We start from the raw sequence: 17,843 nt of genomic DNA, 5'->3' as shown, positions 1-17,843 counted from the left end.
CGCGGATTGCGCCCGCTTTTCGCATGGATCGACCTATCCAATCGCGCCCGAAACGGTTCCACTCGCAAGGGCGCCATGAGCGCGGTTAGATCTTCCCCGCCACATAATCCAGCACATCGATCTTGGTGAGGATCCCAAGCGGGCGGCTGTTATCGATGACAATGAGAGCCAGCCCAACTTTCAACGATGGCATCGCTTCTTCGAGCGACGTCTCTGAGGGAAAAACTGCGCCAGCGTGTTGCACAAGCGGATCGATCGCCTCATCCTGTGTATGCTCGTGTTTATCGAGCATGTGATTGAGCAAATCCACTTCTTCGATCAAGCCGACAAGCGTTCCATCCGCGCCGACGACAGGCATTTGTGAAATCCCATGCTGGTGCATGATGGCGACAACCTTGCGAATTGAATCGCCGATCGTGGCGGTGTACAAAACTTTGTCGGGTTTGGCAATGAGCAGATCGCCCAGCGTCGTTTCGCCGAATTCCATCGAGAGGAAACCGAACTCGCGCATCCACTTGTCGTCGTAAAATTTTGAAAGGTAACGCGAGCCCGAATCCGGGAGAAGCACAACCGGCAAACGAGCTCCTCTTAACTTACGACAATATTTGATCGCGCCAGCCAGCGCCGACCCAGACGAGCCGCCTGCAAAGATTCCTTCCTGTCTCACCAGTTGACGCGCCCACAAAAACGATTCGCGGTCGCCCGCGCGTTCGATGGCATCTACAACCGAAAGATCGAGCGCGGTTGGAAGAAAGTCCTCGCCAATCCCCTCCACTTTGTATGTTTTGGGATACGCGCCATCGGGAATCGTTCCTTTGTTTTGCCAAATCTCTGTGAGGATCGAGCCTTCGATGTCCACGCCCACGATTTGGATCTTCGGATTCTTCGACTTGAGAAAACGCCCGACACCTGTGATCGTTCCGCCGGTCCCCATGCCGATGATGACATCGGTCACACGCCCATCGGTCTGATCCCACAACTCGGGACCGGTTGTCAGTTCGTGCGTCTTTGGGTTATCGGGGTTGTGATATTGGTTGGCAAGGATCGCGTTCGGCGTTTCGCGGACGAATCGCTTTGCCACTTCATAATACGAGCGCGGATCGTCCGGCGCAACCGCTGTCGGTGTGATGACCACCTTCGCGCCATACGCGCGTAACAACAAAATTTTTTCGTTGCTCATTTTATCCGGCATGACGAAGATGGTTTTATAGCCCTTCAACGCCGCCGCAATGGCAAGACCCACGCCTGTGTTTCCCGATGTCGCCTCAACGATTGTCCCGCCCGGTTTGATCTCTCCGCGCTTTTCAGCCTGTTCGATGATGAACGCCCCAACCCGGTCTTTGACCGAACCGCCTGGGTTCATCCATTCCAATTTTGCATACAACGGAACCGGTAAATCTCTGGCTATCCTCCCTAATCGTACAAGCGGGGTGTTCCCCATCGCGCCTAGGATATTGTCATAGACTCGTTTTTCCTTTGAGACGGGTAATGCCATTCTCGCTCCTTCGTTGGGATGCTGGTATTTTACCAGTTTCGTTTAGAAACAAAATCACACTTGACAGAACATCGCCAGTAAACCATAATGGTTCCAAAATGGAACCGCGAGGCAAAAATGGTCACTGTGACAATCAAAAATATTCCAGAAGCCGTTTATGACATGATCAGAAATCAGGCAAAGACCAATCATCGCAGCATCAACGGAGAAATCCTGTCCATTCTTGAGCAGGCAATTTCCATTCCGCCGCTTGATATTCAAGAAACCTTGAAACGCGCCCGAAAGGTGCGCGAACTCACCGCCCAATACAAAATTACGGCAGATGAAATTGAAAAATTGATCAACGAGGGCAGGGAATGATCGTTGCGGACACGAACTTGATCGTGTATCTCTTTATTACGGGCGACCAAACACCTTTAGCGCAAGATGTTTTAGCAAAAGACCCTCATTGGATCGTTCCGCCTTTGTGGCAAAGCGAATTCCGAAATGTTCTTGCGGGGTACATTCGCCGGGGCATGGAATTATCTCAAGCGCAAGAAATTATGAGGGATGCTTTGTTGACATTAGAAAACCGGCAGGTGGCGCCTTCGTCTGAAAAGGTGTTTGAACTGGTTTCAAAAAGCGACTGCACCGCTTATGACTGCGAGTTCATTGCCCTAGCCCAGCAACTTAATATATTGCTCGTAACATCGGACAAGCAATTATTACAACGATTTCCAGGTTCAGCGATTGCATTAAAAGAGTTTATAAAGTAAGCACATATCTCTAATAGACCTTTTTCAAAGGTGGAAATGTTTGCTCCGAAAGCGGATGTTCTCTAACGTCCGCGTGCACGTCACTCGGATTTAATAGAATTTTGAGAAACAACTCAAACCGATCTAATGACTGGGGAAATCCATCTTCACCTATGAGGCGCAGCTGTGAAATGAACATTGCTAATTAGAGTTTCGCTTTGCGCAATGCAATTTTCGCTATCCACATAACCCGGATAAATAATAAACATCAACCCTTGCGACAGTTGATCGTTTCCTGCAGAAGTGGCATCGAACTGCTCATAAAGAATATAGAAGATAAGATCAGGATCACCTGATAACCGAGAGTAATATTGAAAATCACCTAAAACTTTGGATTCGACGATATACCTAGAATATGGGTCAGATAGCGTTTTAGGCATCGTCACAACGCAATCAGGAACAGATCGATTCACAAACTCCCAAGAATGGGAAACCCCATTATGCCACGACAGAAAATCCCAAACAGTGTTCTCAAAATCAATTGAATAATCGGGAAATTCTTGAACCGCCCAATGGAAACGATCTATGTCTATTGATTCGAGTTGCGAAACAGACGCACTAGATAAATCGGATGGAACAGGATAACGAGGGTCTTGATTGAGGAAAATCCACGCTTGATCCATTGTCAATCCTACAGTCATTTCCAGCGGCGTGATTGACATTTCAGTAACGATTGTGGTTTTCAACTCCGGGCTTGCCCATTGACTAATTTTATCCAGGTAGGTGAGCACTGCATTTACTTGAGCATCAGTAATTTTTACATCATCACCATTTCCGTTTACAAGGGCATTGAGATTTGGAGTCCATAAATTTAACAAGGACAATGAATCAAGCAGCAGCGGAGACCGATGTGCAAATAAGATATCCGTGATCTCTCTGCCATGTTGATCGAATAAGTCTATATAGTGATGTCCCTTTGGCGACTGACCAAGGAGTTCAAAACGAACCCGCCAGAACAAAACAATATCGAAATTGCGAGCGATTGCTTTTGCGATCATTTCCGGGTTAGACAAGACGCCAATGCACATTAAAAGCCCTAGTGAGAGGATGGTCACTATTTTTGGAAACCTGCGTCGATTAGTGTTTTTCATCTTCGCTCCTTCAAATATAGGTGACTTTGTTCAATCTTTGACACATCACCAAAGTAAACGAATGTTCAGTTGGAAAAGTTCCTAAATTTCAACCTGGTCTTCATGCTTAAGTTCATGCCTAAGTTCTTGCTTAAGCTCAATCAATACAACGGCAAACTCCCATCCACCTCCCTCGCCCAGGCGTTGATGCCGCCTTTGAGGTTCTTCGCCTTCTTGAACCCGGCGCTTGCCAGCAACTCCAGCGCGCGGGCGGAGCGTGAGCCGCCCTTGCAAAAAACGACCATCTCGTCGGCAGAGTCCAATTCGGTGAGCCTGCCCGCCAGTTCGCCCAGCGGAATGTTGATCGCGTTCGGCAGTGCGGAAATTTCCAACTCGTGCGGTTCGCGGACATCGAGCAGTTTGAGGTGATTCGTCTTCAATCGTTCAGAAAGCTCGGGGGCGGTGATATCCAAACCGGCGCCAGCAGACCCTTCGTCGTGGTCGTGACTCGGGACACCGCAAAATTCTTCGTAATCGATCAACTCTTTGATGTCGGCGTTCGGTCCGCACACGCGGCAGTTTGGATTCTTCTTCAACTTCACAAAGTCAAACGACATGTCGAGCGCGTTATACAGCAGAAGTTTTCCGATCAACGGCTCGCCGATGCCGAGTAAAAGTTTCAACGCTTCTGTGGCTTGCAGTGTGCCGATCGTTCCGGGCAACACGCCTAGAACTCCGCCTTCCGCGCACGAAGGGACGAGTCCCGGCGGGGGCGGCTCGGGGAAGAGACACCGGTAGCACGGTCCCTCTTTGGCGTAGAAGACGCTCACCTGCCCGTCGAAGCGATAGATCGAGGCGTAGACGTTCGGTTTGCCGAGGAAGACCGCCACGTCGTTGGTGAGGTAGCGCGTAGGGAAGTTGTCGGTGCCATCGAGAATCAAGTCGAAGTCGCGGGCGATTCGAAGCGCGTTCTCGGAGGTGTACGGCTCGTTGAACACATCCACTTGAATGTCGGGATTCAAATCCAGTAATTTTTCTTTGGCGCTTTCCACTTTCAACTTTCCAATCGTAGACGTGCCGTGAATCACCTGCCGTTGCAGGTTCGACGAATCAACCACATCGTAATCCACGAGCCCGATACGACCGACGCCCGCCGCGGCGAGATACAACGCGACAGGCGAGCCAAGTCCGCCTGTGCCGATGATCAGCACGGAGGAATTTTTCAATTTACGCTGACCCTCGAGCGCAACTTCGGGAATCAACAAGTGGCGCGAGTAACGCAGGATTTCATCGCGAGAAAGTTCTTGGGTCATAAAATCTCTTTTCATTCGGAGCGCAGACTTCGGTCCGCACCATTATTTTCTTGCGGACTCAAGTCCGCATTCCGTTTCTTCAACCGCCCGCAATGGACGGGATCAACATCAACCTCTCCCCATCTTTGATCGGCGTTTCGACGCCTTGCAAATCTTTGATATTGTTCTCGCCGATAAAAATATTGACGAATGGACGCAGTTCGCCGCCCTCATTGAACAAATGCGGCTTGATGTTCGGAAATTGCTTGGTCAGGTCGTTCAACGCTTCGGATATGTTCGCGCCGTTCACGTTGACTTCATTCTTGCCGTTCGTGTACGGGCGCAAGGGGGTTGGGATTCTCAAAATGGTCATAAGGTATATTTTCTCGTTTCTTTTTACCACAAAGGACACGAAGTACACAAAGGGGAAAGGCGGTTTCGCCTTAAGGTTTTAAACCTTAGTGACCGTAGTGTCCTTTGTGGTTAAGGAGTTCTAGATAAACAATTGTACATCCGCATCGGCGGCATATTCGAGGAAAGTCGCCGCCCCGCCGATCTCTGCCTGCGGGATGAAATCTTCCCTGCTGAAGCCGAACACATCCATCGTCATCTGGCAACCGATCAAGCGAACGCCCAAGTCAATGGAGACCTCGCGCAGTTCCTCAATGGTAGCGACGCCTTTATTCTTGAACGTCTTCTTCATTAGATTGGTCGCCACGCCTTCAAAGCCCGGCACATTTGCCATGAGCAAATTCGGCATCGCCCAATTAATATTTTGGAACGCTTCGGGACCGAAGGGCATTTTCATCGGCATGGCGGGGTTACCCAACGGCGAGACCGCCGCAGTGAGTTCAGGCTTGAGCAACGTGAGTCCATAAAACGTGAAGAACACGCCCACTTCCCAGCCCATCGCGCCAGCCGCGCTCGCAAGGATGAACGGAGGGTATGCCCAGTCCAGCGTCCCTTTGCTGGAAATTAACGCGAGCCTCTTCGGCGCGTTCGGGTTTGATTTAGACATAGTAAATTCTCCAAAACTTTCCAACACGAAGGATACAAAGTACACAAAGAGAAAATCTACAGAAAGGCGATTCGCTCGTCACTCATCCAACCTTAGTGACCTTCGGGTCCTTTGTGGTAAGAAAATTATTTCTTCCTTAAAAAGAATACAAACTTGCCGCCTTCGACGGTCGAAAGCAACAACTCATTACCAGTTTGCCGACTCCACGCTTCGATGTCAGGCGGCGAACCCGCGTCGGTGGAGACCATCTTCAAAATTTGACCGGGCTGTAATTCCTTCATCGCCTTCGTCGTATTCACGATCGGCATCGGACACAACAGATCACTGCAATCCAACAGCCGATCTTCTTTGATCACTTCAAACGCTTCCATTATTTTTTCTCCTGTTCGTTTTCAAAAATATAAATTTCTTCTTCGTCATACTTCGAGCGATCTTCCGTCAATCTCCACGAGCGATGGCTGACCGCCTTGCCATCGTCCACGCGCGTGATGATGTACGAGAAGAACGGTTGCGCCCACTCACGGTCATATTCGGATGGGACGTTGGGGCAATCGGGATGCGAGTGGAAGACGCCGATCAGACTCAGGGTGAGGCTGTCTGCCCTCACCTCAGCCTTCATGTACTCCTCAGCCGTGATCAAAAAGCGATTGTGCCGCGCTCCGTCTTCGCGCGCGTTGGGCAATGTGAGAATCTCTTTCACTTCGCCTTCCTCGCCCAGCAAGAATCCCGCGCCTTCATCGGGATATGCCGCTTCCAAATGCGCGTTGATGCGAACGAGTAGGTCATTCGAAATCTTCAACATATTGCCTCACCCTCTCCCCGCTTCGACTTCGCTGTCGCGCCGCTCAGCGCGGAATTGCGTTGACTCCCATAAATTTTTGTCGCTCAAGTATTTATCGCCCGAATCGGGGAAGACCGTGACGACAACACCTTCATCCAATCGTTCAGCGACTCGCAATGCCGCAACCGCCGCCGCCCCAGACGAGATGCCGACAAACAGACCTTCCTCCCGCGCCAGCCGCGCGACCATTTCACGCGCGTCTTCGGTTTTGATTTCAAGAGTCTCATCGGCAAATGTTTCATCGTAAATCCCCGGCTTGATCGCCGACGGCATATGCTTGAGTCCTTCCAATCCATGAAACGCGGCATCAGGCTGAAATGCGATAATTTTCACATCGGGCAATTGCTCGCGCAAATATTTGCCTGTGCCCATCAACGTCCCTGATGTGCCGAGCCCGACGACCAGATGCGTGATCTCGCCGTTCGTCTGGGCAAGGATTTCGGGTCCCGTTGACTTGTAGTGCGCCTGCCAGTTGGCGGGATTAATGTATTGATTCGCATACCAAAACAGGCTCGGATTTTCGATTGCCAACTTCCGCGCTTCAACAATTGCGCCGTCTGAACCTTCGCTAGGATCGGTGAGGATCAGCTCCGCGCCGAGCGCGCGCAAGATGGCGAGTCGTTCGGGGCTGGCGCTGGCAGGGATGGTCAATGTGACGGGAATCCCAAGCGCCGCGCCGAAGGTTGCGTACGAGATGCCCATGTTGCCCGACGTTGAATCGAGCAATCGCTTTCCGTTTCCGAGGTCGCCATCCGCAAGCGCGGACTGAATGATGTTGAGCGCGGGTCTATCTTTGACGGAGCCGCTCGGGTTGAACCATTCGCCCTTAGCAAAAACTCTCACCGCCTGAGGCAAGCCTCCACTGAGGCGGCGAAGCGGGATGAGAGGCGTATCCCCAACAAGCGACGTGATGTCTCCCGTCGAATCCGAATCGGTCTGAGGAATTTTGTAATCGAGTAGAGTCATTGCATCCTTAAATCAAAAGCAGTCAACAGACAAAATAAAAGAACGGCGAACAAACGCCTCGCGGAATGAAGCACGCGGGAGTCGTCCACCGTTCTGAGTAAGTCGTTGACTGCGGTCTGTGTCTCAGGCGGTGGTTACGAGCCCCGCCGTAGACACAAGCAATAGTTAAGTGTTTTCATAGTTTGGCAATCAGATGCTCGCTATTTTACAGTTCTTACCGAGATTGTCAAGTTAAATTTGTACAGCGTTCGTGAAGACTTGTCAGACAAATATCGCTTTCGTTCGTTTTTACCGCGAAGCGCGCTAAGTCCGCCAAGAAAAGCAAGAAGTTCTTCGCGCTCTTTGCAGTTCATTTTACGTGTGTCCAACACAAAAGACACACTAAATTCTATGTCATTCTGAGCCGCGCTCTTGCTCTTTGCGGCGAAGAATCTCCACGACCGTCTCAGAGACCCTTCGCTAACGCTCAGGGTGACATGATGGTGATGTGTTTGACTTTGGACACTTCGATCATTTTTACTGTTGCATTTGCATCAAGAAATCTCTATAATGAATTCAACCAACGGAGGCAGATATGGCTCAATACAAAGTGATCGCAGGGACATTCCACGTGAAGGGATTTTCGCCCGACGGCGATTCGATCCGCTTTCAGGCGAAGGATCAAAGCCACTGGGAGTTTTTTACATGGAAAGGGGAAGCCGCCGCAAAAAAGGATGACAAACGCAAACAACTCCGCGTGGAGTCGATTGACGCGCTGGAGACTCATTACGAGGGCTATCACCAGCCACGCACGTTCGCGCTCGCCGCGCTCGAGTCACTCCTGGAGATGATCGGCATCAAAAATGTGATCTACAGTTTGAGTCAGACAAAAATCGTGGATGCAGACGATGGTAAATCTGGTTTCATCGCCTCCGCGTCCATTGACCCGTTCGGGCGACCCGTGAGTTATCTCTTCCCCAAGTCAGCCAACCTGACAGACGGCGCGATCATGGACTCAAACAGTTTGCCTATCGAAGATTCGCTCAACTTTGAACTCGCGCGCGAGGGACTGGTCTACCCCACGTTTTACATCGGCACAGATCGCGCCTTCGCCGAAAAGATTCGCGCCGTGGTGGCACGCGCGCGCAAGACCAAGCGCGGCATCTGGTCTATTGACCGCACTTCGGATTTCACTCTGTACGACATCCGCACTTTGCAGGAAGATATTTTGATCCTGCCCAAGTTGTTCCGCAGGCTCGTGAAATTCTTCGACAACAACTCCGATTTTGGGATGTTGAGCGATTACATGAAACGGCAAAAGGACAAACTCGAACTCTGGGATGGGACAAAGAAAGATTCGCTCGCAGACTTGATGAAGATCAGCGGACGGCGAATCCAGTTGAAGACGCCGCCTGAGGATATTCTGTTCAACCCGAAGTAGAACGTAAACAAGTACACAAGCAGACACGTAAACAAAATCCCCTGAAACAATTGCTTCAGGGGATTCTAATCTCTAATCTCCAGCCTCTAATCTCTGGTCTACTCCTCCTTCTTCCCCTCCATTTCCTTCTTATGCGCTTCGATGATCGCACCCGCCACATGGGTCGGGACAACATCGTAATGATCGAGTTCCATCGTGAAGTAACCGCGCCCGCCTGTGATCGAGCGGAGTTGCGTGGTGTAGCGCGTCATCTCCGCCATTGGGACGTGCGCCACGATGACCGTGTTGCCGCGTTCCGAATCGGTGCCTTGGACGCGCCCACGGCGGGTGTTGAGGTCGCTCATCACATCGCCCATGTTTGCATCAGGGATGGTGACGCGGACATTCATGATCGGCTCGAACAACACGGGACCCGCATCCTGCACGGCGAGTTTGAACGCTTCGCGTCCCGCGATCTCGAACGCGACAGGTTTTGAATCCACTTCATGTTCTTTGCCGTCGAACACGATGACCTTTACATTGCTCATCGGGTAGCCTGCGAACGCGCCGCGCTCCATCGTGGCTTTGATTCCCTTTTCGATGGGCGGCAAATAGGACTTGGAAAGATTCATCCCCACGAGTTCATCGTCGAATTCAAAATCGGCGGAGGGCAGAGGCTCGATGCGCAGATGCACTTCGCCAAACTGGCCCGCGCCGCCTGTCTGTTTTTTGTGGCGATATTGCGCGGATGCTTTGCGCGTGATTCCTTCTCGATATGGAATCTTCGGTTGATGCGTTCCCAGCCCCACTTGGAATTTCGTCTGCGCGCGGTTGATCGCCACGTCAATGTGCTGATCGCCCATGCCTTGCAACACGGTTTCGTGAGTGATGGGATCATTCTGCCAGGTCAACGTCAAATCTTCTTCACACAACTTGGTGAGCGTTGGCGAGATCTTCGCGGCGTCGGCTTGCGTCTTGGGAGTCACTGCCACGCGATACAACGCGGCGGGGAAATGCGGCTTGGCAACCATGAGCGGATGTCCCTTGTCGCAGAACGTGTCGCCTGTCGCGGTGACGCTCAACTTTGAGACGGCGGCGATGTCTCCCGCGTGGACAACCTTCGCAGGGATGACTTCTTTGCCGCGCTGAAAATGCAAGCCCGACATGCGTTCGTCCGCGCCTTTGTTTTGATTCCACACATGCGCGTCGGCTTGGATCGAACCTTGCAACACGCGGAAGTACGTCATCTTGCCGACGAACGGGTCAGCAGTCGTCTTCCACACATACGCGGCGAGCGGTTCAGAATCAGACGGTTTCAATTCTTCCTCGCCATCCTTCCCTTGCGCAACTCGTTTCGGTCCCTGCGCGGGAGGCGGCATCAGGTCAATGATGTCGTTGAGCAGGGCAATCGTTCCGATCTCCCGCGCGCCTGCCGCGCAGAAGACCGGGACAAAACTTCCAGCGTAGACAACATCTTCAAGTCCGCGAACCATCTCTTCGTCCGAGAGAGAACCGTTCTCGAGATATTTTTCCATCAGTTCGTCCTCACCCTCCGCCGCGTCTTCCACCATCGCAAAGTGCGCCGCATCTGCCGCTTCTTTTAATTCAGCGGGGATGTCAGCCGTTGTTTTGCCGTCACCCATGTATGCTTTCATGCCGATGACATCCACCACGCCTTTGAAATTTTGCTTCTCACCAATGGGAATGTGCACTTGCACCACGCGCTTGCCATGCACTTCTATAAATTCTTTGATGGCGTCGTATGTCTTTTGAAAGTCCGCGTTATCGCGATCCATCTTGTTGATCACAAAAAAGCGCGGCAGGTTGAACTCATCGCAATAACGCCACGCTAACTCGGTGCCGACCTCGATGCCGGCAACCGCGTCCACGACAATGATCGCGCCATCGGCAACACTCAACGCGGAAATTGCTTCGCCCACGAAATCGGTGTAGCCCGGCGCGTCGATGATATTGATCTTGTGATCGCGATGTTCGATTGGGATAACGCTGGAATAAATTGAAATTTTTCGACGATGTTCCTCATCGTCATAATCGGAGACTGTCGCGCCGTCTTCCACTTTTCCAAGCCGTGTGGTCCCCCCCGTTACATGCAAAAACGATTCCGCCAACATGGTTTTCCCCGCGCCGCCATGCGACACCAGCGCAACGTTACGTAAAAACTCAGTGGTATACTCTTTCATCGAAAAGCCCTTCCTATGCAGATGGGATGTGATGCAAGTCGCATGATTGTAAACAAACTCAATTGAATTGTCAAAGCAGGATGAAGTGCATCGCATCTCTCGCCGCCTCTGCCTGTTCACGCTTCGATCAACATTTTCTCCCCCTCGTCCTTTTTCTCCTCTTTGAACCGCGAAATTCGCTTTTCCTTACCAGTCTTATGTAGGTCACGCTTTTAGTGACTTCTACTCGATACAACTTTATCAACCGCAAAGCACGCGAAGTTCGCCAAGAAAACCTATAACTTTTGCGCTCTTCGCGTTCTTAGCGGTAAGAAAACATGAAACCCGAACTCCGCATCTTCCACGATTCCGAACGACTCAGCCGACATGCCGCGAATCTGTTCGTTGAGCAAAGTCATCGCGCCCTCCTCGAACAGACTCGTTTCCTCGTCGCATTAAACGGAGGCAATTCACCAACACGCCTCTTTCAACTTCTCGCCTCCGACTATCGCGATCAAGTTGAATGGAGCAAGGTTCATGTCTTTTGGGGCGATGAGCGCTGTGTCCCGCCCGACGATGCGGGGAGCAACTTTCGTCAAGCGGATGAACTTTTGTTGAGCAAGGTGGCGATCCCTGAATCAAATATCCATCGCGTGTTGGGCGAACTCGACCCAGCCTCTGCTTCGAAAAAATATGCTGGAACATTGAAAACATTCGCCGATTCAAATTTAGATTTTCCGCGCTTCGATCTCATCTACCTCGGCATGGGCGAAGATGGGCACACCGCGTCGTTGTTTCCCAACTCGCTTGTGCAAGTGGATGAGCCTGTGATTGCAGTCACTGCGAAGTATCAAGACCGCCCCGCCAACCGCGTGACGCTGACTCAACTCGTCTTCAACCAAGCGCGGATGATCGTCTTCATGGCGACAGGCGAGAAGAAGGCTGAAGCGTTGGCGCATGTGTTGAGCGAAAGATATAATCCCGAGGTATATCCCGCGCAACGCATTGACCCGAAAGATGGTCAATTGATTTGGTTAGTGGACGAATCCGCGGCGAGCAAGTTGCCGAGGAAGTTAAAGGGATTGAAGATTTGTGAAGGTTGATATAAAAGACCTCACAGGTCTTTAAGACCTGTGAGGTCTGAAAAGAGGAGAAAAAATGGAACTCGCAATGATCGGACTTGGGAAGATGGGGTTGAATATGACGACACGTCTCATCGGAGGAGGGCATCGCGTGGTGGGATATGACCGCACAGCCGCGAATGTCGAAGAGGCGAAAAAAGTCGGTGCGGACGGCGCAAGTTCATTGAAAGAAGCAGTAGGGAAATTGAAAGCCCCGCGTGTAGTGTGGACGATGATTCCCGCTGGGAAACCAACGGACGATACGATTCAAGAATTGTCGGAACTACTTTCAAAGGGCGATGTCGTCATTGACGGCGGAAACTCCAATTACAAAGATTCGATCCGTCACGCGGAGTTGCTCGAAGCGAAGGGAATCGAATTCATTGACAGCGGCACAAGCGGCGGGGTGTGGGGCTTGAAGGAGGGATACAGCCTGATGGTTGGAGGCAAGCCCGAAGTCGTGGAAAAGATGCGTCCTATTTTCGAGACGTTGGCTCCCGCCGCCGATCAAGGCTGGGGACGAGTCGGTCCGCATGGCGCGGGTCATTTCGTCAAAATGGTTCACAATGGAATCGAATACGGCATGATGCAGGCATACGCGGAAGGGTTCAGCGTAATGAAAGCGAAAGAGGAGTTTGGCTTGGACCTCGCGCAGATCTCGCACATCTGGCAATACGGAAGCGTTGTCCGCTCGTGGCTGCTCGACCTCGCCGCGCGCGCATTGGACGAGGACGCGAGCCTTTCAGAGATCAAACCGTGGGTGGCTGATTCGGGCGAGGGGCGCTGGACGGTGTTCGAATCAATTGACCTCAATGTGCCTGCGCCCGTGCTGACTCTCGCGCTGCAAATGCGACTCGCCAGCCGCGATGAAGAGAACTACACCGCGCGTATGTTGTCCGCGTTGCGCAATCAATTCGGCGGGCATGCAATTAAGAAAGCAGAGTGATCTGCCACAGAGTCGCTGAGACACAGAGAAAAAATAATTTCTCCGCGACTCTGTGTCTCTGTGGCAAAACGAGGATTCAATGGCAAACGGACTCCCCACTTCCATCATCATCTTCGGCGCGTCGGGCGACCTCACCCAGCGCAAACTCATCCCGTCGCTGTTCAACGTCTGCCGCAAGGGACGGCTGCCCAAACAATTCCGCATCATCGGCTACGGCGGAACTGCGTTCACCGACGAAGCATTTCGCGCGCATCTTGAAGAGGGCGTCAAAAAGTTCGCTTCGTTCGAGTTCAAGCCTGAACAGTGGGCAGATTTCGCGCCGCATCTTTTTTACCTGCAAGGCAATTACGACACACTCGACGACTTCGAAAAACTTAGTGAAGCCACCACCAAATGGGAGGGCGACGCGGGAAATCGCATTTACTACATGGCAACGCCGCCGGGGATTTTCCCACACATCATTGACCTGTTGGGCATCACCGAACAGTTGACAGAAAACGGCGGTTGGCGGCGCGTCGTCATCGAGAAACCGTTCGGCATAGACCTCGACTCGGCGCGGAAACTCAATGAGCAAATTCACAAAACCTTGAACGAGAATCAGATCTATCGCATTGACCACTACCTCGGCAAAGAGACCGTGCAAAATATTTTGGTCACGCGCTTTGCCAACACCATCTTCGAGCCGTTGTGGAACCGCAACTACATTGACCATGTCGAGATCACCGTCGCGGAGAAAGTCGGCGTGGAACATCGCGGACGTTTCTACGACGGCGTCGGCGTGATGCGCGACATGTTCCAGAATCATCTTTTGCAAATACTCTCGCTCGTTGCGATGGAGCCGCCCTCGTCGTTCGAGGCGAACGCGCTGAGAAACGAAAAAGTTAAAGTCTTGTGTTCGATCCGCCCGATGAACTCGGAGGCGGTCGCGCAGAATGCCGTCCGCGCGCAATACAAGGGATTCTTGAAAGAGGACGGCGTCAACCCCGATTCCAAAACTCCCACGTTTGCCGCGCTCAAACTACAAGTGGACAACTGGCGCTGGCAGGGAGTCCCGTTCTATTTGAGGTCGGGGAAAGCGTTGAAAGAAAAGGTGAGTCAGATCACGGTCCAGTTTAAAGAACCGCCACACATGTTGTTCAACGCGTCCGATGGCGGTCTCAACCCGAACATGCTCGTCCTCTTTCTGCAACCCGATGAAGGCGTGCATTGGCGATTTGAGGCGAAAGTCCCCGATACAATTTCAGAGACGCGCCCAGTAGACATGGAATTCCACTACGCGGACTCGTTCGGCAAGGCGGCAATCCCCGAAGCCTACGAACGCCTCTTACTCGACACGATCACTGGTGACGCCTCTTTATTCACGCGCGCCGACGAAGTAGAAACCGCCTGGGGACTCATTGACCCGATCCTCGAAGCGTGGAAGTCCACAAGTCAACCCCTCGCCGCATACGATGTCGGCTCGTGGGGTCCCGCCAAAGCGGACGCGTTGCTGGCGCGGGATGGAAGGATTTGGTCTATGTTAGATGGGAGGAAGGAGTAGCGAAAAAACTCGGAGATTTTCAAAATCTCCGAGTTTTGATTTTACCCGCCGTTTGACAGTTTGATTTTTGGACGCCAAGCTAAGGGTCGATAAATTAATAACTTCCCCTATGTTTGTTCGCTCGCAGTTGCACTACGAGCGGGATGCACGAATTGCCAAGCAAATCGAACTGCATCCTCACCAGGGAATTTATATTTTTACGAACCCTAATATCTCCCTCTAGCCAAAACATTCTCCGGATTCGCCAACTCGCTCTCCCGCGCCGGGAATACCTGCACGGCGCACGCTTTGAATTCGGGAATCTTTGCCTGCGGATCGAGCGCGTCATTCGTCAGCAGGTTCGCGGCGGCTTCGTGGAAATGCCAGGGAATAAACACCACGCCCACTGTGGTCTTTTCGGTGACGGTGGCGCGGGCGACCACCTCGCCGCGGCGCGAGGTGACGCGCACAGGCATGTTATTCGCAATGCCATGCATCTCCGCGTCTGCAGGATGGATTTCGACTCGCGCCTCCGGGTACACCTCGTCGATCGCCGAATGGCGCGTCATTGTGCCGCCGTGCCAATGCTCGAGCAGGCGACCAGTGGTGAGGATGAACGGATATTCGTCATCCACAGGTTCCTTTACCGGCACATAATCCACGCCGATGAATTTACCCTTGCCGCGCGGGAAGGTTTCCTTGAACAGCGTCGGGGTGCCGGGGTGGTCGAGCGTCGGCACGGGATAGATCAAGCCGACTTTCTCGATGCGTTCGTAGGTAATGCCGGCATAATCTTTGCTCAAGGAGGCAACCTCGCGCAGGATCTCCTCGGGGTGGGAATATGCCCAATGGCTTGTAGCAACCCCCAGTCGAGATTCGAGGCGAAGCGCCAAGTCGCAGAGAATTTTCCAATCAGGGCGCGAATCTCCGCGCGGAGGTTGAGCCGTACGCACGCGTTGCACGCGACGGTCTGTGTTGGAGAATGTTCCATCTTTTTCGGCGAACGGAGTCGCAGGCAGGAAGACGTCGGCAAACGCGCCGGACTCGTTGATGAAAATATCCTGCGAGACGAGGAATTCCAACTCTTGCATGTGTCTGCGCGTCTCGTTGAGATTCGGCTCAGACATCATCGGGTTCTCGCCCATGATGAAGAGCGCGCGCACGCCGCCTTCATGCGCGTGACTTAAAATCTCGGTGGTGGTGAGCCCAAGCTTGCGCGAAAGCCCATTGGGTTCGATATTCCATAATTTTTCCCATTTCGCCGCGAGTTCCTCATTATCCACGCGCTGATAGCCGGGATAAAAGAACGGCATCGCCCCCATATCGCTCGCGCCTTGCACATTGTTTTGCCCGCGCAACGGATTCAACCCCGTTCCATCGCGCCCGATATGCCCTGTGAGCAACGCAAGGTTCACAAGCCCAAGCGCCGATGCCGTGCCGTGTGAAAGTTGCGAAATACCCATGCCCCAATAGATTGCGGCATTGTTTGCTGTGGCGTATAAACGCGCCGCTTTGCGAATATCCTCGGCGGGCACACCGGAGATTGCCTCCGCAAATTCAGGCGTGAACTTTTCGAGCGACTCGACGAATTCGTTGTACCCTTCGGCGCGATTGGCAATGAACTCTGCGTTAATGAGATTCTCTTTGACGATCACATGCGCCATCGCGGAAAAAACAGGAACGTTTGTGCCGGGCTTGAGCGGGAGCCATAACTCTGCGAAATCCACCAGGTCGATGCGGCGCGGGTCGATAACGATCATCTTTGCGCCGTTTTTCCTGACCGCTTCTTTCATTTGCAGGGCGATGATCGGATGATTCTCGCCCGTGTTCGAGCCGGTGACGATGAACACGTCGTTCAACGCCACCTGTGAGGCTGTGTTGCTCATCGCCGACGTTCCCAGCGCCTGAAGCAGGGCAACCACGCTCCCCGCATGACATAGGCGCGTGCAATGGTCCACATTATTCGTGCGGAACAACGCCCTCCACATTTTTTGCAGGAGATAATTATCTTCGTTGGTGGCTTTGGCGCAACAATAAACCGCCATCGCGTCCGAGCCGTCGCGTTTGTAGATGCGCGCGAGGTGATCGGCAGTGATGTTTAATGCCGTTTCCCAGTCTGTGACGACCCAATCCCAAAGATTGGAGATTTGCGAATCAGTGATTGGCGCGCCGTCGACGCTGACTGCAAAGACTTGTTCGCGCCCTGCGGGTTTCGGCTTGCCTTCGAGCAGGTATCTTCGCACAAGAGGCGTCGTCACACGCTTGGGATGATAGATAAAGTCGTAGCCGAAGCGTCCCTTCACGCACAAATTTCCCTGATTGACAGGCGAATCGAACGGCGAGGTGACTTTGTAAATAAAGTCGTCTTTGATGTGCAACTGCAAATTGCATCCCACGCCGCAGTAGGGGCAGGTGGTGGTGGTCATGCGGTCGGGTTTGATCATAGTCTCTCCAATCGCGTCAAAGGTCTACCGTCGCAAGTCGGATGACTTGCGACTCTCAACTTTTGACCTTTCTCTTTTTTCTTCCCGTATTCAACACGCTGATCTCGCTCGGGCTCATCCCCTGTTGCAACAAATACTCGCGCTTCGGCTTCAACGCGCCCGTCGGGCACACCGCCACGCATTGACCGCACAACACGCATGTTGTTTCAGGGATGGTTTTATCGAAGAAGGTGCCGATCTGCGTTTCAAACCCGCGCCCCTCAAAGTTGATGGCGTATGTGTATTGCGCGTCCTCCGCGCAGACTTGCACGCAACGCCAGCATAACAGGCACTTCGAGTAATCGCGGATGTACATCGGGTTGTCGTCTTTGACGCCCGACTCGCGGCGCTCGGCATCGGGGAAGCGATTCGCCTCCGCGCCATACGTCTTCAGCATTCCTTGGATTTCGTCCGCTTCAGACAAGTCCATCGTAGAGTCGAGCATCTCCAGAATCGTCTTGCGCGCGCGGACGACCTTCTCGCTTCGCGTGCGGACCTTCATCCCCTCCCCCGCCTGAACAACGCACGCCGGCTGAAGCGTCCTTTGCCCCTCCACCTCCACAACACACATTCGGCATAACCCATTTGCCGTCGTGGCGTCGTGATAACAGATCGTCGGCACATCCGCCCCGATTTCGCGGGCAATGTCTAACAGGGTTTTCCCTTGTTCGGCGGTGACTTCCTGGTTGTCAATCGTTAATTTGATTTCCATAGATACT

17 protein-coding genes are annotated in these 17,843 nt (G+C 52.6%); 6 read left to right on the top strand and 11 right to left on the bottom strand.

Annotation, left to right across the window (positions count from 1 at the left end):
- Window positions 1-85: 85 nt before the first annotated feature.
- A complete protein-coding gene (locus IPM31_12845; GenBank protein ID MBK9007870.1) occupies window positions 86-1,495 on the bottom strand; it encodes a pyridoxal-phosphate dependent enzyme in 1,410 nt (469 codons plus the stop codon).
- Between the two features lie 117 nt (window positions 1,496-1,612).
- Here IPM31_12845 and IPM31_12840 point away from each other — a divergent pair, with 117 nt between their 5' ends.
- Both IPM31_12840 and IPM31_12835 read left to right on the top strand, forming a co-directional pair.
- Window positions 1,613-1,855, top strand: coding sequence for an Arc family DNA-binding protein (locus tag IPM31_12840; protein ID MBK9007869.1), 243 nt, complete (start codon window positions 1,613-1,615; stop codon window positions 1,853-1,855).
- Window positions 1,852-2,250, top strand: coding sequence for a type II toxin-antitoxin system VapC family toxin (locus IPM31_12835; GenBank protein ID MBK9007868.1), 399 nt, complete (start codon window positions 1,852-1,854; stop codon window positions 2,248-2,250). The genes IPM31_12840 and IPM31_12835 overlap by 4 nt, the downstream gene beginning before the upstream one ends.
- A gap of 146 nt (window positions 2,251-2,396) precedes the next feature.
- Here IPM31_12835 and IPM31_12830 read toward each other — a convergent pair whose 3' ends face one another.
- The 7 genes from IPM31_12830 to IPM31_12800 all read right to left on the bottom strand — a co-directional run bounded on the left by IPM31_12830 (window position 2,397) and on the right by IPM31_12800 (window position 7,476).
- The gene (locus IPM31_12830) at window positions 2,397-3,380 is read right to left on the bottom strand and encodes a hypothetical protein (protein MBK9007867.1); all 984 of its coding nucleotides are present in this window, start codon (window positions 3,378-3,380) and stop codon (window positions 2,397-2,399) included.
- Between the two features lie 140 nt (window positions 3,381-3,520).
- A complete protein-coding gene (gene moeB / locus IPM31_12825) occupies window positions 3,521-4,672 on the bottom strand; it encodes a molybdopterin-synthase adenylyltransferase MoeB (protein MBK9007866.1) in 1,152 nt (383 codons plus the stop codon).
- Between the two features lie 79 nt (window positions 4,673-4,751).
- Window positions 4,752-5,024 carry a MoaD/ThiS family protein gene (locus tag IPM31_12820; protein ID MBK9007865.1) on the bottom strand — a complete coding sequence of 91 codons (273 nt, stop codon included), beginning with the start codon at window positions 5,022-5,024 and terminating at the stop codon, window positions 4,752-4,754.
- A 120-nt stretch (window positions 5,025-5,144) separates the two neighbouring features.
- Window positions 5,145-5,669, bottom strand: a complete 525-nt coding sequence (locus tag IPM31_12815) for a DsrE/DsrF/DrsH-like family protein (protein MBK9007864.1) — start codon at window positions 5,667-5,669, stop codon at window positions 5,145-5,147.
- Between the two features lie 125 nt (window positions 5,670-5,794).
- Window positions 5,795-6,040 (bottom strand): sulfurtransferase TusA family protein, encoded by a 246-nt coding sequence (locus tag IPM31_12810; protein ID MBK9007863.1) that lies wholly within the window; start codon window positions 6,038-6,040, stop codon window positions 5,795-5,797.
- Window positions 6,040-6,471, bottom strand: coding sequence for a M67 family metallopeptidase (locus tag IPM31_12805; GenBank protein MBK9007862.1), 432 nt, complete (start codon window positions 6,469-6,471; stop codon window positions 6,040-6,042). The genes IPM31_12810 and IPM31_12805 overlap by 1 nt, the downstream gene beginning before the upstream one ends.
- A 6-nt stretch (window positions 6,472-6,477) precedes the next feature.
- On the bottom strand, window positions 6,478-7,476 hold the full coding sequence (locus IPM31_12800; GenBank protein ID MBK9007861.1) for a cysteine synthase family protein: 999 nt from the start codon (window positions 7,474-7,476) through the stop codon (window positions 6,478-6,480).
- A 574-nt stretch (window positions 7,477-8,050) separates the two neighbouring features.
- Here IPM31_12800 and IPM31_12795 point away from each other — a divergent pair.
- Window positions 8,051-8,896: a hypothetical protein gene (locus IPM31_12795; GenBank protein ID MBK9007860.1), complete on the top strand. Its 846-nt coding sequence runs from the start codon at window positions 8,051-8,053 to the stop codon at window positions 8,894-8,896.
- A 98-nt stretch (window positions 8,897-8,994) separates the two neighbouring features.
- Here IPM31_12795 and IPM31_12790 read toward each other — a convergent pair whose 3' ends face one another.
- Window positions 8,995-11,076: an elongation factor G gene (locus IPM31_12790; GenBank protein MBK9007859.1), complete on the bottom strand. Its 2,082-nt coding sequence runs from the start codon at window positions 11,074-11,076 to the stop codon at window positions 8,995-8,997.
- 317 nt (window positions 11,077-11,393) lie between these two features.
- Here IPM31_12790 and pgl point away from each other — a divergent pair, with 317 nt between their 5' ends.
- The 3 genes from pgl (at window position 11,394) to zwf (ending at window position 14,662) form a co-directional block, all read left to right on the top strand.
- On the top strand, window positions 11,394-12,158 hold the full coding sequence (gene pgl, locus IPM31_12785) for a 6-phosphogluconolactonase (protein ID MBK9007858.1): 765 nt from the start codon (window positions 11,394-11,396) through the stop codon (window positions 12,156-12,158).
- A 55-nt stretch (window positions 12,159-12,213) separates the two neighbouring features.
- Entirely contained in the window at window positions 12,214-13,122 is a 909-nt protein-coding gene (gene gnd / locus IPM31_12780) for a decarboxylating 6-phosphogluconate dehydrogenase (GenBank protein ID MBK9007857.1), read from the top strand.
- A gap of 79 nt (window positions 13,123-13,201) precedes the next feature.
- Window positions 13,202-14,662, top strand: coding sequence for a glucose-6-phosphate dehydrogenase (gene zwf / locus IPM31_12775; GenBank protein MBK9007856.1), 1,461 nt, complete (start codon window positions 13,202-13,204; stop codon window positions 14,660-14,662).
- A 206-nt stretch (window positions 14,663-14,868) separates the two neighbouring features.
- Here zwf and fdhF read toward each other — a convergent pair whose 3' ends face one another.
- Both fdhF and IPM31_12765 read right to left on the bottom strand, forming a co-directional pair.
- Window positions 14,869-17,085, bottom strand: coding sequence for a formate dehydrogenase subunit alpha (gene fdhF, locus IPM31_12770; GenBank protein MBK9007855.1), 2,217 nt, complete (start codon window positions 17,083-17,085; stop codon window positions 14,869-14,871).
- 55 nt (window positions 17,086-17,140) lie between these two features.
- Window positions 17,141-17,836, bottom strand: coding sequence for a (2Fe-2S)-binding protein (locus IPM31_12765; GenBank protein MBK9007854.1), 696 nt, complete (start codon window positions 17,834-17,836; stop codon window positions 17,141-17,143).
- Window positions 17,837-17,843: the final 7 nt, after the last annotated feature.

The organism is Candidatus Defluviilinea gracilis (assembly GCA_016716235.1).
Classification (GTDB): Bacteria; Chloroflexota; Anaerolineae; order Anaerolineales; family Villigracilaceae; genus Defluviilinea; species Defluviilinea gracilis.
Note: the sequence above shows the minus strand (reverse complement) of the source record. Positions and strands in the feature narration are given on the sequence as shown.

Bases quoted from the DNA above. Each gene is read 5' to 3' on its own strand.
- IPM31_12845 (MBK9007870.1), bottom strand. From the start codon at position 1,495: ATGGCATTACCCGTCTCAAAGGAAAAACGAGTCTATGACAATATCCTA.
- IPM31_12840 (MBK9007869.1), top strand. From the start codon at position 1,613: ATGGTCACTGTGACAATCAAAAATATTCCAGAAGCCGTTTATGACATG.
- IPM31_12835 (MBK9007868.1), top strand. From the start codon at position 1,852: ATGATCGTTGCGGACACGAACTTGATCGTGTATCTCTTTATTACGGGC.
- IPM31_12830 (MBK9007867.1), bottom strand. From the start codon at position 3,380: ATGAAAAACACTAATCGACGCAGGTTTCCAAAAATAGTGACCATCCTC.
- moeB (MBK9007866.1), bottom strand. From the start codon at position 4,672: ATGACCCAAGAACTTTCTCGCGATGAAATCCTGCGTTACTCGCGCCAC.
- IPM31_12820 (MBK9007865.1), bottom strand. From the start codon at position 5,024: ATGACCATTTTGAGAATCCCAACCCCCTTGCGCCCGTACACGAACGGC.
- IPM31_12815 (MBK9007864.1), bottom strand. From the start codon at position 5,669: ATGTCTAAATCAAACCCGAACGCGCCGAAGAGGCTCGCGTTAATTTCC.
- IPM31_12810 (MBK9007863.1), bottom strand. From the start codon at position 6,040: ATGGAAGCGTTTGAAGTGATCAAAGAAGATCGGCTGTTGGATTGCAGT.
- IPM31_12805 (MBK9007862.1), bottom strand. From the start codon at position 6,471: ATGTTGAAGATTTCGAATGACCTACTCGTTCGCATCAACGCGCATTTG.
- IPM31_12800 (MBK9007861.1), bottom strand. From the start codon at position 7,476: ATGACTCTACTCGATTACAAAATTCCTCAGACCGATTCGGATTCGACG.
- IPM31_12795 (MBK9007860.1), top strand. From the start codon at position 8,051: ATGGCTCAATACAAAGTGATCGCAGGGACATTCCACGTGAAGGGATTT.
- IPM31_12790 (MBK9007859.1), bottom strand. From the start codon at position 11,076: ATGAAAGAGTATACCACTGAGTTTTTACGTAACGTTGCGCTGGTGTCG.
- pgl (MBK9007858.1), top strand. From the start codon at position 11,394: ATGAAACCCGAACTCCGCATCTTCCACGATTCCGAACGACTCAGCCGA.
- gnd (MBK9007857.1), top strand. From the start codon at position 12,214: ATGGAACTCGCAATGATCGGACTTGGGAAGATGGGGTTGAATATGACG.
- zwf (MBK9007856.1), top strand. From the start codon at position 13,202: ATGGCAAACGGACTCCCCACTTCCATCATCATCTTCGGCGCGTCGGGC.
- fdhF (MBK9007855.1), bottom strand. From the start codon at position 17,085: ATGATCAAACCCGACCGCATGACCACCACCACCTGCCCCTACTGCGGC.
- IPM31_12765 (MBK9007854.1), bottom strand. From the start codon at position 17,836: ATGGAAATCAAATTAACGATTGACAACCAGGAAGTCACCGCCGAACAA.